Origin of the sequence: Phormidium pseudopriestleyi FRX01, assembly GCF_017313335.1 — a bacterium.
GTDB classification, from domain to species: domain Bacteria; phylum Cyanobacteriota; class Cyanobacteriia; order Cyanobacteriales; family Laspinemataceae; genus Laspinema; species Laspinema pseudopriestleyi.
In genome coordinates this window covers 1-15208 of the sequence record NZ_JAFLQW010000443.1, presented here as the reverse complement: position 1 = coordinate 15208, position 15208 = coordinate 1, and the positions used below count along the sequence as shown (strand labels likewise).

Here is a 15208-nt window from a genome sequence, read left to right as displayed (position 1 = left end):
GGTAAGGGGAGGGGACCGGAGAGAAGAACCCCACCCTAACCCGGACCTTGGTAAGGGGAGGGGACCGGAGAGAAGAACCCCACCCTAACCCGGACCTTGGTAAGGGGAGGGGACCGGAGAGAAGAACCCCACCCTAACCCGGACCTTGGTAAGGGGAGGGGACCGGAGGTGTAGCTAGAGTAAGAACCGGAACTGCCGATCGCCTCCATCATCCATAAAGCGCTCTTCCCCCAATCCCAGTACCTCAATCACCACCTCTCGGGGGGGAGGCGTCCAACTTCCCGTCCGGGCCGAGATATTGAACACCAGTTCGCGTGCAGACTGCTGCAACGTATAAGTGGTAATCCCTCGACTGCCAGTTTCATAGTCAAAACTCTGCCCATCATCTTCATATAGCACAAAGGTCTTGTGCAAGGTTTCCAACCCGAGCACCGGCCAGACTCGAACCGTGAGGCAGTCGAGGGGATGTTCGTCAGCGTACTGCATCACCGGACCCATTGGCACGATCGCCCCGGCAGGAACAAACATCGGCATTCGTTCCAATGGTGCATCTGCCAAAATATATCCCGGTCCCTGATGTTGCTCTCCGGTCCACCAATTATACCAAACCCCCGAAGGCAAGTAAACTGCCCGACATTGGACGCCGGGACGATACACTGGCGCGGCCATTAGGGACGGACCCAGCATCACCTGGTCCTGAACATGATAAGTTTGGGGGTCGTTGGGAAAATGATACAGTAAAGGCCGTAAAATCGGTGTTCCTGTGGTTGCTGCTTCCCAGAACAAGCTATACAAGTAAGGAAGCAACTGATAGCGTAATTCGATGTACTCCCGACAGATTCGTTCAACGCGATCGCCAAACACCCAGGGTTCATGACGGGCCGTATTTAACGCTGAATGCGCCCGCATCAGGGGATATAGCATTCCCACCTGCATCCAACGAGCAAACAGTTCAGCAGTGGCATTTCCGGCAAATCCGCCGATATCACAACCCACGAAAGCGACGCCGGATAAGCCCATATTACATAACATCGGCAGGGACATCTCCAAATGTTCCCAGAGAGATTGATTATCCCCCATCCACACTGAGGACCAGCGTTGGATACCGGCAAATCCCGATCGCGTCAGCACAAACGATCGCTGATTCGGTCGATGTCGCCGCAACCCTTGATAGCAGGACTGCGCCATCTGATAACCATAGAGATTATGCACTTCTAAATGGGTGGCACGTTCCTCTGGAGGTCCTTGTAGTGCCTCTAAGGGGAACCAAATTTTATGGCCGTCATCTCCAAAGGGACGGTTTTCGATCGCCGGTTCGTTCATATCATTCCAAATTCCCGCCACTCCGATATCCGTGAGGGTTTTGTGCCAGTCTCCCCACCATTGTCTGACATCAGGATTGAGGAAATCGGGGAACACCGCTTTATCCGGCCACACATACCCGTGAAAGGTTGACCCATCGGGGTTGCGAACGAAATAGTCGCGATCGCTGCCTTCGTCGAATACGGGGCAATCTCCCTCGGGTTCATATTTCACACCTGGATCGATAATTGTCACAGTTTTGAACCCATTCTCACGCAAATCGGCAATCAATTGGGCCGCGTCCGGGAAGCGTTTCGGACTCCAGGTAAAGACGCGATATCCGCGCATATAGTCGATATCTAAGTGAATGACATCGCAGGGAATCCGGCGATCGCGAAAGGCCTGGGCCAACTCCCGTACTTCGGTTTCCGACTCGTAACTCCAGCGGCATTGGTGATAACCCAGCGCCCATTTTGGCGGCATCGGCATCCGCCCGGTAAGCTGAGTATAAGTTGCCAGAATTTCTGCGGGTTCGGGACCATAGATGATATAATAGTCCAACTCACCGCCTCGGGTTTCCATACTCCAGACCCCCGGTTGGGATGCACCTAAATCAAATTGACTCCAAAAGGTGGTATTGAAAAAGATGCCATATCCGACGCCGGGACGCAGCGCCATGAAGAAGGGAATGGCCTGATACATTTCATCAGTGAGGATATCATAATCCAGGGCATCGGTAGTCCAGTTGGTCCGGACTTGCGATCGCTGATCTAAGAGTCCTGTGCGTTCCCCAAACCCGTAGAAATGTTCGTCCGTTTCGATTTTTTTCCAGTTGGCAACGGCCCCTTGCCGCCAGCTAATTCCCGGTTCGATATCTTGGGCAAAGGGTTGGTCGTGGGGGTCAAAACAGGTGAGGCGACAGGGATGGTGTGCGATCGCCACCCGCATCCGGTCCGTGATGATTTCCGTAGAGTCAGGATGCTGCTGTACCGTTAACGCCACGGAAGGCCAATTCTCCTCCTGAGTTACGGCCCACGATCGCGGGGGAGAAAGTGCTCCCGTCGGGGACATTCGCACCCGGATTAGATTCGGTGCGACTGCATTAATCACCAGGGTTTGACTGCCACAATTGAAGTAAATGTGGTTCTCAAGTTCTTTGACAGTTTGCACAGACTGGAGGCTGTTCCAAGGCTGTTCTGTCGTCGGCAGTTTTCCAAAATATTGTGGCATATTAATTTAAGTTTAAATTAAAAGAACTAAGCAAGTTCTAGAGTGTTCTTATTATATAGCGACCCTAAATGAATTTGACAATGGATCCAAGCCCGAGACCCTAGGAGTGCGTTGGCGCCGCCTGTGCGGAACGCACAAACATCTTGCTCGCTTTCTTTATGTCAAATTGATTTAGACGCGCTATATAGCGGTTCGGTGGCCTCATTCGCGTACAGATATTTAGAGGAGTGCGTAAAGCCTGAGCCCGGGCGAAAGCTGTGCGGCGTAGCGCGAACGCACTCCCAAGATGTACGCGAATAACGGTGGGAACCGCTATATAAAAATTTTTTAATTTTGCTGGCGTGAACTGAGTTAGGTTTAAATTCAGTCATTTTTGTGACTATAGCAGATCCTTTATCATTCGTGTCAGGGATCCAAGCCCGAAAGCCTTGTGCGATCATCTTGCTCGCTAGTTTTGTTACAAATCATTTAGGACTGCTATAGATATTGAAACCAAAGTCGCACCTGGGAATGAATCGAGTTCATTTCTGCTCAGTTTAGTACCTCATTGGATAGAGGGAAAAATTGTTCTCTGGGTAGAGGCGATCGCCGGGTTATTCTTGTTATTATGAAGTCACATAACAAATAAATAGTCAGTGTAGACCCTCAAAGCGAGAATTGCCAGAAATTAATTTCAGCCATTTCTTCGATGAAAGGGTCATTCAGTAAATTAGGAGCAAAAAAAATCATGATTATTAACGAGATAAAAGGCGGCGTTCGGACCAGTGTTGTAGCTTTGGGACTGTTGGCCCTATTGTTACCGGCTTGTCAGCAAGAGAACCGAGCGTTGGATGAGACCGAGTACCAAACCCCCACCACCACGGTCCCTGCACCGGGAAGAGAACCGATCACAATGACCCCGGACCAACCCATGACGGCAATGCCAGGTCAACAGATGGCGGGCACTACAGAAAATATCTCCTCTAATCCAGAAAATTTTATCGGTCAAACGGTGACGGTGCGTGGAGATGTGAAAGAAATCGATACCTCTAGTGACACCTTTTTAATGGATGATGACCGCTTTTTAACTGGGGAGGGAATTCTAGTTATCAATTCAAGTGGTGAGGTCTTTGCGATTCCCAATGCCGATGAGATGCGGGTCCAAGTAACGGGAGAAGTTCGTCAATTCCTTCTGGTGGACATCAATACAGCCTACGGATTGGACTTAGATCCGCAGTTATATAGCGAGTATGAGAATCAACCTGCGATCGTTGCGGAATCTCTGGCACTGTCTCCTACCCCGGAGCAAGTTTCTGAGAATCCCGACCTCTTCTACAATCGCCCCATTGCGATCGAGGGCCAATTTAATGAACTGTTAGCTCCCAATGCTTTTAGTTTCAATAATGACGAGATCCTCGTGATCAATGCCGACGAACTGGAAATCCTCCCCGAGAATGAAGACCTTGTGGTCACGGGTGAAGTACGTCCCTTTGATCTGGCTGCCTTGCAAAGTGAGTATAATTTGAACTGGGACGCCGAGCTGCAACAACGGATGCAAGATCAGTATAGCAACCGTCTAGTGTTAGTTGCTGATGGAATCTACCCCACCCCTTGAATAAGGCATCATCGGGATAATCAGGGCGAGCGAGCGCCCCATCCTAGAAGTCTCAATCAATCCTGAAACCGCTTCGGGGGAGGTAATTGATATCATTGCCCCTCCCGTGAGAAATAACGCCTCTAAAGATAGAGGTAAAATCAAAATTTTATCCATAAATTAGAGGGAAGTCTACTTTCATTAAACAGGGCTGATTTCTCCTTGAAGTTGACTGATTTTAAAAGAAAGAATGCCCCGTTTAAAAATATCAGCCCATTATAGGAGGTTAACTCAATATGCTTAAGAATTTCACCCCCACCAACAAAAAGAACAACCGAATGGGAAACCCGATGGGAGTGGCGATCGCCTTAGCCTTGATGACTGCCACCTTAGTTCCTGGTTTACCCAGAAAAGCTGAGGCCCAAATGGGAACCTATCCCGCCAATTCTTCCGTAATTACCCTCGAAAATGTTGCCGGTTCCCCGGAAGAATTTTACGGACAGAGGGTAACAATTCGCGGAGATTTTAAAGAAAGCATCGATGAGAATGCTTTTAAACTAACTCGGGGTGGCTTTTTATTCTTTGGCGGTTCAGAAGTCTTAGTGGTTAACAATACCGGACAACCGATTCTCCCCCCCGAGAATGAAAATATCTCCCTTCAGGTCACAGGTGAAGTCCGACAACTACGAGTTGCTGAACTTCAGAGAGATTTTGGCTGGGATTTCTGGAATCCGGATGTGTATGTCGAATATGACGAGAGACCTGTCATTGTCGCCGAATCTGTTGCCTTAGCCCCGGATCCGGGCCAAATTGCAGACAATCCAGAACAGTTTTACGGGCAGACCATTGCGGTAGAAGGTGAACTCAATGAATATTTTACCGTCAATGCCATGTTATTACAACAAAGTCGCTTAATCGGTGGCGGAGATATCCTCGTGTTACTTCCCCCGGAAGCGAACCGGATTAATGCCGGAGAGGATATTGTAGTAACAGGTGAAGTTCGTCCCTTCGTGATGGCAGATATTCAGAGAGATTTGGATATCAGAGGGTGGAATCCCGAGATGCAAAGACTCTTAGCCGAGAAGTTTGGAAACAGTCCTGTGATGTTCGCGGACAATGTTTATCAAATTGGCCAGCAAGATTAAGCTCACCTTTGGCTAAACTGAGGTAAATCTGAGAGAGACCTCTTGTATGATTCTGCAAGAGGTCTCTTGAGATGAGCGGGATTCTGAGTGGGTTTAGCTAACTTTTACCTAACTCTGGGGAGAGATTTAAAATTGGCATTAAAGTAACCCTATAGAGAGAACTCAGAACCGAGGCGATCGCTTACAGTAAATATACACTTGATAATCACCGAAAGGTCAACCCCATGAGCGAAGAAGAGTCACTACAGGATCGGGCTATTAATGCCACAGCAAAACTAGCGATTTCCAGTCAATTCGATAATTTTGACACCCTCGATGTTTCCGTTCATTCTGAGTCTGCTAATTTGGTAAAAGGCGAATTAGAAGCGGTGGAAATTTCCGGAGAAGGGATGGTGATGAAACAAGAGTTAAGAATGGAAAAACTGGATATACAAACAGGTAAAATATCCGTCAATCCTCTCTTGGCCGCCATCGGAAATATTCAATTAGAAGAACCTACGGAAGCCACAGTTGTGGTTGTTTTAAATGAACAGGATATTAACGGGGCCTTTGATTCAGATTATATTCAAGAAAAACTCCAAAATTTCCCGATCGCCGTCGATGGAAAACCTCTGACTTTGGACGTTCGCCAGGTTGAGTTTAGCCTTCCGGGTGAGGGGAAAGTCAGACTCAGTATCGGCGTATTATTCCGGGAAACCGGAGAAACTCGTCAGGTGGAATTTACTGCCATACCGAAGGTACAAGCAGATGGAACCGGGGCGCGTTTACAGGAAATTGAGTACCTGCATGGCCATGAACTCTCCCCAGAAATGACCGATGAAATCTTAAATAAATCCGAATCTCTGCTGAATATTTCCAATTTTGAGCCATCCTCGGGAATGTCGGTCCGGTTGCGAGGATTAAAGATTGTTCCGGGTCAAATTCACCTAGAGGCTCAAGCTTATATTGAGGAAATTCCCCGGGGTTAAATCCTTTCTATGAAATTTAAAATTATGAGGATAGAGCCAGTCTAAATCATTCGGGTCTAATTGAAAGCCATAAAATTAAGGAGTGGGAGCATCTTTCTTGCTACTGTGGACAGGGAGCAAGATGCTCCCACTCCTTTCCGGAATTGTCCAATTCCGGAAAGGAGTGGGATAGAAATTAGGGCATTTGAATGGGAATTAAATGATTCTCTGTGACCCCATCCTGGAATCGACCTCCGTTAGATAAGACCAGGATTAAGTGGAGAGTCCAATCTGGATCCGTGGGTAAATCCGCCCAGGGAATGGCGATTTCTAAGCATTTATCTAAGGCTACTTGGGCGCGACCCTTGCGAGGATGCCACTGATGATGGTCCCAGGCTTCCTGGAAGCTCACCGATTGACTCACTAAGTTGATGCCGAGATGGTGATGGAATAGGTAGTTAAAAGGTTCGCAGTCGGGGGTTTGTGCTAAAGGCATGGGACTGATACTCATCGGGTGACCGGGATAGTACCACAATAAATTCAGTTCTGGAGGGCAATCTTTGCCGATTTCTGTCCCGGTTTTAAAATCAATTCGCAGATAGAAATGCAGGTGATCCACCCCATACCAAACCCGTTGAATGGCACTGCTGCGATGCATGGTCCCCCGGGCACCGCCAATTTCAATGCGACCGGCTTTGTCCCAATCCTGTTCGTCTCCGATGCCATCAATAATCGGATGAATGAAACTTTGGGGACGCCGATCGCCTTCTCGTTCATGGTCTTCCACTGGACGTAAGACATTCTCTGGAACAGGCTCACCGAGTGCCTGATAGATCGCCGCAATATGTTCCCGGAACAACTGATCAAACATGGCATCTTGGTTGGAGGAATGACCTTCGCCAAACCACCAGAACCAATCCGAACCCTCAGCCGCATACAATGCTTCCCAGGCTTCGGGATTGGCTTCTTCCGTGGCTTCCAGATGTTGAGCCAGCATCTGCCGCGCCGGTTCTAACAAATCCCAGGCTTTATTTTTAGCCCGGTCGCCAATCCAGGTTGTGAGACTGCCATCGACCCAAGAGCCACTATGTAAACGATCGCTCGGCAGAGTCGCCGTGGGAGGAAACTTCTCAATAAACTCTGCCACCGTGACTAACTCAATTTCCCCATGATGACTGAGTTTCTCATAGAGGGAAGTTAAGAACGGTTCACCATCGCGGTTATAAAATTCCCAGCAGTTTTCTCCATCCAGGGCGATCGTGACTAACCAAGGCTGTTCTAACCCACTTTCAGGACCGTTTGCTTGTCGATGTTTCAGGGAATGACCGATCGCCTCTAAATGTCCCACCAAATCCGATGCCGCCCGCCTCGGTTCCATCGCACCATAAGTAAAGCCAATCAAATCCGATAAGCGGTGGTCCCGGAATACAATCGATAAATCTCCCTGGGGTGTTTCTAACCGATAAGGACGATACAAATATTCCGGTTCAAACAGATTCCCCGCGCCATCCCGATGGAAAAAGTGCTGTAACGTCCAGCCTAAAACCGCTTCATCGGAACAGATCCATTTAAACCCTTGTGCGGCAATATAGGGTAAAATCTCGGGACTGACCGCCTGTTCTGACGGCCATAACCCACGCGGATTCTGGCGGAAACGCTCTTGATACATTGTCCAAGCTTTGCTCAGGTGCCGGGGAATATCTTCCGACCATTGGAAGCGATGCTGGGGTAATTCCATATTGGGAATCGCTACTCGACCGGCATTGGTATCGGCGAGTAAAGGTAAAATGGGGTGGGTATAGGGGGAAGTAATCACCTCCAACTGTCCTGCTTCCTGCATCTGACGATGTTGGGGGATAATTCTGCTGATAATCTCGCGTTGCTTGGAATAGATGCGCTGGCGATCGCTCAGGGTGAAATTCCGGCCTTGCTTCAACCAAGTTTCAATCTCTGGGTCATCCCAAAAAATTGGGTCAATCCAGGCGAGATTGTGCCATGCCAGCAAATCGCCATACTCGCGATCGCCCCAATGTTCCAAACACCATCCCCGTCCTTTGTCCTGACGTTGAGCGTACAATTCAGCATAGCGGGGATGGGGATCGATTAAGGTGCGATGGTTCCCATCAAAGAAATGCTCGACAATAAAATGCTTTTGTTCCAGGGTGAGCTGGTTTTCTGGGGTGAGGGCGGCAGTCAGGTAGGGATCGAACGCCGTGCCTTCGATATAATCTTCAAGCTGTAAAATCAAGGACGGTACTAAGTTCACCGTTTGACGGAGTTTAGGATACCGATTCAAGATCAGCACTAAGTCTAAATAATCTTTTGTGCCGTGCAGACGGACCCAAGGCAGTCGATACTGCCCGCCAATTCGGCTTTTATAGAGGGGCTGATGCTGATGCCAAATAAAAGCAACATAGAGCGGGTGAGGCATAGTAAGAAGAAGTGATGAGGACAGAAGATGGCGATCGCCGGTTAGGATTGAATGGTTCATCGCACAGACTGCTTGCTCTGAACATTTCTAACCGACCCGCGATCGTCATAGAAATATACGGTATGTGGGAAACTCAGTCACTTTAGTGCTCAGAGGAAAGCGGTGCTATAGTTTTAACCGCGTTGAATCTTTCCATTACCGCCTTGGAGTTGTTTAATTCGGTGTGCTTTTGTACTGTACTTTCGATGGGACAATTACCATCTCAAACCTGACAACCGAAGTACGCATAATGTTTTGCTCTTATGGAGCCTCCCTTGCGGGGTGATGTTAGCTTCGACCTGTTATAAGAGCTTGTGCCAGCTTGCAACACTGTTCCAGTGACCTTAGAACTGTTTAATCGCAAGCGACAGAGCCGGGAACTAGCTTCGGATTCCAGGGTGTCGTGACTCAAATAACGGCTACCCTTCGACCCTTCGACCCCCTTCGACCCTTCGACTGGCTCAGGGCTCAGGACAGGCTTCGACCCGCTCAGGGCTCAGGGATCAGGGCTCAGGGCTCAGGGCTCAGGGCTCAGGGTGGTCTGGTCAGCATAGCTTGTTTGATTTCTCTTACAAGCTCAGTCCCTTTAGGGCTGGGTTACTGACATCCTTCTGAACTTACAGCACTTGTTCCACTTCAGCAATCTCAGGGATGCATTCGCGCAATTTGCGTTCGATCCCCATTCTTAAAGTCATGGCGGAACTCGGGCAGGATCCGCAGGCTCCTTGGAGTCGCAGCTTGACAACTGGACCATCCACTTCTACGAGTTCGACATTTCCGCCATCCGCCATCAAGTAGGGGCGCAGTTCATCTAATACAGTTTCGACATTTTCCGATGTTAGTGCCAATGCAGACATAAATTCTCCTGGTTTTAGGTTTATGGTCCTGTCCCAATTTTAACGGTTCTGGGGAAGGTTGGGATAGGGCGAGGGGCGATCGGTTTGAGGAATCGGCGGAATTTTGGAAGGGAACCACGGATTTCACCGATTTTCACATCAGGGGGAGGTTCACTGAGTCTGGGGTTCCAGGAATCTGGGCCACCCCAGACCCTTTTGCTGCCTTAAACTGTTGCCGGTTCTAAGAGTTTAATGCTGGAGAATTTGAACTCGGTGGGAGTTACGGTGTCATTTTCTTTGGAGTGGATGACTTGATGGGTCATTAGGTAATAGTCTCCAAATTTTTCGTAGGTGTCCTCAAAGTCGAGTTCTCGGATGAGGTCGTTGGTTTGAGCATTGCGGAACACGACATGATAGCGGGTGGCAACGTATCCCTCTCCGGTATTCAGGCTTTCTGCGGTATCAATGGTAAAGGCCATGCGGCCCATTACCCGGCTAACTTGGCAGATTTCAGTCCCTCGGATTTTGTAGTTGGACCCCATCGCATCCCCTTTGACGAGGATTTCGATGGCATCGGTTTGGTCGGATTCCCCGACGCTAAAGTTGTTTTTACCGTGGGCGTCCTCAAATTTGCTCCGTTTGCGATGGGTGACGATATCCCGCAATTGGGTATAGACGCTTTGTTGCACCTCTTCATCGTCGATTCCGCTGACTTCTACGGTTAGGTCACCTTTAATGTGAATTTGGCCGGTATAGGTTTCTTCTGCCTGTTTGACTTGGAGTTCGGCACGATATCCTGGAAAGTTAGAGTCCCAGGTGTAACGGTTTTCGTAGGCGGCCCGAAATAAATCCCGGGGGTTAGCTTGTTCTGTCATGTTGGCCCTTCGTTTTTCAATATTGACCTACTTTTAGGGTACAAGCTGACTGGGTAGGTTGTGGTATCGATTTCAACGGACCCGCGATCTTGGGTGTGCCTCCTATGGGGGTCATGAACTCTTCCATTATCCTCGATCTTCTGCGATCGCAGCGGAATGCCGGTTCAGGGATGGGCTAATCTCTGCGGAGGATTGAGAACTTAAGCAGGGGCGGCTAGGGGCAGGTTCACGGTTACGGTTGAGCCGAGTCGTTCCCCCATACTATAAAAGTGAATCTCTCCGCCCATTCCTTCGATAATTTTTTTGGTCAGGGCTAGACCCAGACCTGTACCGGGGTAGGGACTGGTATAGGCTTCATGAACTCGAAAAAACGGTTCAAAGAGTCGCGATTGATATTCTAGGGGAACACCGATTCCTGTATCGGAAATGCGAATTTCTACCGGATTGGGATGCTCTAACTCGTCGTTTGTCACTTTGTGAGGCATGGTTTCGGCTTCAATGGTAATGCCGCCTTGATGGGTAAATTTAATCGCATTTCCGACTAGATTTAACATGACTTGAAGTAACTGCTTTTCATTTCCTTGTAAGAAAATATTTCGGGAATTAGAGGGTTGGGTAATTTTAAAGGTGAGCTGTTTAGATTCAATTTGATTGAAGGCACAGCGTTCGATATTGTTTAAAAGATTATGTAAGTTAACGGGGGCGAGTTCTAGTTCAATAATGGGAATGGTTTTGGGTTTATTGAAATCCAAAACGTCATTAATCATGTGGAGGAAGTGGAGGGCGCTATGGTGAGCTTCATGAATAAATTCCCGTTGTTCTTCGGTATCGTCTACCATATCATCGAGAATGAGTTGCAGAAATCCGATGATATGGTTTAGGGGAGTTCGGAATTCGTGGGAAATTTTGCCCAAGAAATCATGTTTGAGGCGGGCGGCTTCTTGGGCTTGTTGTCGGGCTTCTTGGAGTTGGTGATAGAGGGTAGCTGAGGCGATCGCGCTTCCGGCTTGCTTGGCGACTTCTTGGACTAATTCGATTTCTGCCTCACTCCAGAGGAGGGGACAATGCGATCGATGAAGCCTCGATTTATGGACTTGGTGATACAAGACGATCGCCCCATTGGGTCGATCTTCATAAGCCGTTGGGACAATCAAAGTTGAATACCGTTCGCCATTTTCCTGGGGTAGAGTTGTATCGACTAGAACGGGTTCGAGGGTGGCGATCGCCCTGGCAATTTCTGGAGATTCCTCTAGTCTGACTTCCCATCCCAACATCGAAAACATTGCCTGTTGCTGATACTCTGCCACAACTTTTAAGGGGTGATTGTCCTGCTGATAAGAATAAATAATACAACGGCTTGCACCCAATCCACTCCCTAAATCTCGGGCAGTTTGCTGCCAAATTCGCTCCAAGTTCGACGTGCGATGGATACTTTTAGCGATTTGGAGTAGTAGCTGTTGTGATTTCTTTGATTGTTTCTCAGACATGACACCCTTCCCCTAATCGGCTGCACTGGCCGAACGTTATATAATATTTCTGATCATTATTAAAGACTCGTCAGTATGGATCCTAATCGCTTTGGGAGGATTGTTCAGTCAAATCCAGGAAAAAGAAGCACCCCACAGTTATCCCGCAAACTGGCTAACCGAAAGCGGTATATATTCAAGCCCACTGGAATTGTTGCATGATCTTTCTCTCGATGACCAGTGTCTTGCAGTATCTTCATAAAATCTTTAGGAAAGATAATTTAATTATAATCTTCTGTCAACCGTATAATTACGGAATTAAGTAGGGTTGACGCGATTTAACCCCTGGGCGATCGGATAAAGATATCGTGAAGCCCCCCACCTGCTGTTTCACGCGATCGCGCATCTGTCCATAACCCCGTTCGTTTTTTGGGACAATATTTTATCCCCATTCACCGAAATGATTACAATAAATCAAGGGACTAGGAGTTTGGGGTAAAAATCATCACAGGTTTTTGATAAAGCAAGACGGTAAAAGTCACCGTCGAACCGAGTCCCTCACCCATGCTATAGAAATTAACCTCTCCTCCCATTGCTTCAATCAGCCTTTGGGAAATCGCCAGTCCTAATCCGGTCCCCCCATATCGCCGGGTTCGTTCCCCATCGACTTGAGAAAACGATTGAAACAGTTTATCTTGTTGATCGAGAGAAACGCCGATGCCGGTGTCAGCAACAGCAATAGAGACCATCCCGGGAAATTCTTGGTTTTGAAAAAATCCCTGGTATTCCATGAGTTCAGCGGTAATTGTGATTCCCCCTTCATGGGTAAACTTAATGGCATTTCCCACTAAATTGAGGAGAACCTGTAACAAGCGTTGATAGTTCCCATAGAGAATAATTTCATCTTCCGTGCGGGGTTTATAAACCTGGAAACTTAAATTTTTTTCCTGTCCGTGAGCGCGAGCATGATTTTCAATCCCGGTTAACAGTTCATCAAGTTTCACCGGAACTAAATCCAGTTCCATCTTGCCCGCTTCAATTTTGGCAATATCCAAAACATCATTAATTAAATTGAGCAGATGGACGGCACTGCGATAGGCTTCTTTAATAAATTCTTGCTTTTCTTCTTCATCTTCTGCCATATCATCCACGATTAACTTGAGGAACCCGATGATGCCATTGAGGGGAGTCCGCAGTTCATGGGAGGTATTGGCGAGAAACTGACTTTTGAGCTGGGAAATTTCTTCAGCTTGTTGACGAGCTTCTTCTAATTCTTCGTAGAGGGTGGCATGAGCGATCGCCGTGCCGACTTGTTCGGCGAGTTCCTGGACTAACTCAATTTCGGCCATACTCCAGGGACGCAATGGGGTGGGTTTTGCCGATTCAGCCACATTTGCATCAAGCTGTTGGTGCGTGAGGATGCCTGGGCGATCGAGACAAATTAAGCCATTGGGTTGATCTTGATAGCTCGTTGCGACTACTAACATGGACTCGGGTTCCGAGGCGATCGCCTCTTCAGGACCCACAACCATTGCCATTTGAGTCAGCAACACCTGATTTAGAGCGGGATGCTCTGCCAGATAAAGGTCCTGCCCTTGTAGGGTTGGAAAGGGTGGCGTGATGTACTCTCCCACCACTCGGACTTTCGGGTTTCCCGGCTGGTAGGGACAAATAATACAACGGCTGACCCCTAATGCCGTCCCCAAACCGTTAACGGTTTCGTTCCAAATAGTATCGAGGTCCAGGGTGCGCCGGATCTTGCGCGCCATTTCCCCGAGAAGTTTTTGATAGAGTTCCGAACCCGGAGGCAAAGTCCGGCGAATACTGCCTAAAATGCTACTGAGGAATTTTTGATGCAGATCTAAAGGACTCGATGCGATCGCCTGGGGATTGCCCTTTTGCTCCTCCTGCCCCCACAAGAGCGCATTGGGCAGTAACCGTCCGATCACCAGCACTTCGAGTGGTTCTCCTTGAGGTGGAAAAATCGGACTGATCGCCAGTTCAAATAAAAAGTATTGATCGCCATAGCGAAACGGATAGTTAAACCGCTCAGGAATCCGGGAGTTTAACACCCGTTCCACCCGTTCTAAATAAGGGGTGATGCTTAAGGGTTTAAAACGATCTCCCAAGAAAGTGCCGACGATTTCCTGGGAATTTAACCCGTAATTCTCAGCATTTGACCAATAAAATCCTCGATATAAACCCGAGGCATCTTGAGTAAATGCCAGTTGTGCTCCTAGCGATCGCAACCAACTAGAATCATTGGACGTAGGATAAGCTGGAGGTGTAGAGTCATTCACGGCACGGGAAAATCATCACCGAATAGGGCATCATCAGGGTTTAAAAACCCACTCTGTTTGCACATCCTGAGCGCAGGCCATTCATAACTGCCCCGACTAGAATAGACATTGAGTCTCAATCATTCCACTCTCCACGGGGGGGAACCGGGGGATTGCGGGTCAAATTTCGCGTCAATTCATCATCGCGAGTGGTGTCCCCGCGTAACCATTGTCGCAGGGCTGTTTCGATGACTTTGCTCGGGTCGTTGGTCAAATGACTGACGCGATCGAGCAGTTCGGGATCGATATGGATCGAAATCTCTACTTTTTCGGGGTTGCGACTATATTGCACAGCCTGATCGTTCATAAAGTTTTAAATTTCTAAACTTGGGGATAAGGTTACAAGGCTCTAAGAAAGAGTGCCGGTTCAAAATTCAAGTCCCGCGCACTCAATACGGCTCTGGTGAGTCGGCATCGAACAACCACCAGAAACTCGGGTGCATCAGTACCGTTCAATTCTTGGGATGTCATCCTATCTATTGTACGATGCTGCTTCCAATCTATCTACTGAGATTGAGCTCTTGTCGGAGTACGGGATGATTCCCTTGGGTGCTAACACCGTCATTTGTAGCGAACTTCAGGAAGGGTTAGGCTCTCTTAAAGTTCCTAACCTGCTTCTTGCCTGCTCACCCTTGAGCGGTTGAGTTGAGTTTCAAGCCAACCGGGTTGCAATGGGCCGTAGTGGGTTTAGAGCCTCGATGCTATCACAGAATCAAATCCGCTCAAGGATTCAGGGCTTGAACCGTACCACGTCTAAAGCCGGGGGATTCCTGCCTACCCCAAAGGGCGACAGTGGGACATTCAAGTATCCCTCTAGACCATCAAAACAACTATCCCTAAAAGAAAAGAGATGATGCAATTTGGCTTACTTCTTTATTGTCCTTGCTTTATTGTCCTTGATGAAGGAGTTCACCACTAAGCCAGATAGGTACGCTTTGCATTCTGATATTACTTGTCAGTTGTATAGGCTGGCGGATCAAGGCAGTAGTGACTTACTGTGCCGGAATTTCACCGAAGACGTGAAT

At 48.3% G+C, this 15208-nt stretch carries 11 protein-coding genes; 4 read left to right on the top strand and 7 right to left on the bottom strand.

The annotated features are described in order from the left end of the window. Positions 1 to 174 precede the first annotated feature (174 nt). Complete coding sequence (locus J0895_RS16690) at positions 175 to 2532, bottom strand: glycoside hydrolase family 31 protein (RefSeq protein ID WP_207089171.1); 2358 nt, start codon at positions 2530 to 2532, stop codon at positions 175 to 177. 727 nt (positions 2533 to 3259) lie between these two features. On the opposite strand from J0895_RS16690, the gene J0895_RS16685 reads away from it, so the two are divergent. From J0895_RS16685 to J0895_RS16675, 3 genes are all read left to right on the top strand, one after another. Further along, entirely contained in the window at positions 3260 to 4126 is an 867-nt protein-coding gene (locus J0895_RS16685) for a hypothetical protein (RefSeq protein WP_207089170.1), read from the top strand. 275 nt (positions 4127 to 4401) lie between these two features. Continuing rightward, complete coding sequence (locus tag J0895_RS16680; protein WP_207089169.1) at positions 4402 to 5250, top strand: hypothetical protein; 849 nt, start codon at positions 4402 to 4404, stop codon at positions 5248 to 5250. A gap of 224 nt (positions 5251 to 5474) precedes the next feature. Beyond that, positions 5475 to 6218, top strand: coding sequence for an LmeA family phospholipid-binding protein (locus J0895_RS16675; RefSeq protein WP_207089168.1), 744 nt, complete (start codon positions 5475 to 5477; stop codon positions 6216 to 6218). 175 nt (positions 6219 to 6393) lie between these two features. Here the strand turns inward: J0895_RS16675 and J0895_RS16670 are convergent, their stop codons facing one another. Beyond that, positions 6394 to 8628, bottom strand: coding sequence for a glycoside hydrolase (locus J0895_RS16670; protein WP_207089167.1), 2235 nt, complete (start codon positions 8626 to 8628; stop codon positions 6394 to 6396). Between the two features lie 14 nt (positions 8629 to 8642). On the opposite strand from J0895_RS16670, the gene J0895_RS26450 reads away from it, so the two are divergent. After that, the gene (locus J0895_RS26450; RefSeq protein WP_277989856.1) at positions 8643 to 8774 is read left to right on the top strand and encodes a hypothetical protein; all 132 of its coding nucleotides are present in this window, start codon (positions 8643 to 8645) and stop codon (positions 8772 to 8774) included. Between the two features lie 510 nt (positions 8775 to 9284). On the opposite strand, the gene J0895_RS16665 is transcribed toward J0895_RS26450, so the two are convergent. From J0895_RS16665 to J0895_RS16645, 5 genes are all read right to left on the bottom strand, one after another. Then, positions 9285 to 9524: a NifU family protein gene (locus tag J0895_RS16665; protein ID WP_207089166.1), complete on the bottom strand. Its 240-nt coding sequence runs from the start codon at positions 9522 to 9524 to the stop codon at positions 9285 to 9287. Positions 9525 to 9727: 203 nt separating this feature from the next. Next, a complete protein-coding gene (locus J0895_RS16660) occupies positions 9728 to 10378 on the bottom strand; it encodes a DUF3386 domain-containing protein (RefSeq protein WP_207089165.1) in 651 nt (216 codons plus the stop codon). Between the two features lie 200 nt (positions 10379 to 10578). Continuing rightward, positions 10579 to 11865 (bottom strand): GAF domain-containing sensor histidine kinase, encoded by a 1287-nt coding sequence (locus tag J0895_RS16655; RefSeq protein ID WP_207089164.1) that lies wholly within the window; start codon positions 11863 to 11865, stop codon positions 10579 to 10581. A gap of 461 nt (positions 11866 to 12326) precedes the next feature. Beyond that, positions 12327 to 14144, bottom strand: a complete 1818-nt coding sequence (locus J0895_RS16650; protein WP_207089163.1) for an ATP-binding protein — start codon at positions 14142 to 14144, stop codon at positions 12327 to 12329. Between the two features lie 115 nt (positions 14145 to 14259). Beyond that, on the bottom strand, positions 14260 to 14490 hold the full coding sequence (locus J0895_RS16645) for a hypothetical protein (RefSeq protein WP_207089162.1): 231 nt from the start codon (positions 14488 to 14490) through the stop codon (positions 14260 to 14262). Positions 14491 to 15208: the final 718 nt, after the last annotated feature.

Coding starts and splice junctions, on each gene's coding strand:
- J0895_RS16690 (WP_207089171.1), bottom strand. CDS start 2,532: ATGCCACAATATTTTGGAAAACTGCCGACGACAGAACAGCCTTGGAAC.
- J0895_RS16670 (WP_207089167.1), bottom strand. CDS start 8,628: ATGCCTCACCCGCTCTATGTTGCTTTTATTTGGCATCAGCATCAGCCC.
- J0895_RS16680 (WP_207089169.1), top strand. CDS start 4,402: ATGCTTAAGAATTTCACCCCCACCAACAAAAAGAACAACCGAATGGGA.
- J0895_RS16660 (WP_207089165.1), bottom strand. CDS start 10,378: ATGACAGAACAAGCTAACCCCCGGGATTTATTTCGGGCCGCCTACGAA.
- J0895_RS16685 (WP_207089170.1), top strand. CDS start 3,260: ATGATTATTAACGAGATAAAAGGCGGCGTTCGGACCAGTGTTGTAGCT.
- J0895_RS16665 (WP_207089166.1), bottom strand. CDS start 9,524: ATGTCTGCATTGGCACTAACATCGGAAAATGTCGAAACTGTATTAGAT.
- J0895_RS16645 (WP_207089162.1), bottom strand. CDS start 14,490: ATGAACGATCAGGCTGTGCAATATAGTCGCAACCCCGAAAAAGTAGAG.
- J0895_RS16675 (WP_207089168.1), top strand. CDS start 5,475: ATGAGCGAAGAAGAGTCACTACAGGATCGGGCTATTAATGCCACAGCA.
- J0895_RS16655 (WP_207089164.1), bottom strand. CDS start 11,865: ATGTCTGAGAAACAATCAAAGAAATCACAACAGCTACTACTCCAAATC.
- J0895_RS26450 (WP_277989856.1), top strand. CDS start 8,643: ATGAGGACAGAAGATGGCGATCGCCGGTTAGGATTGAATGGTTCATCG.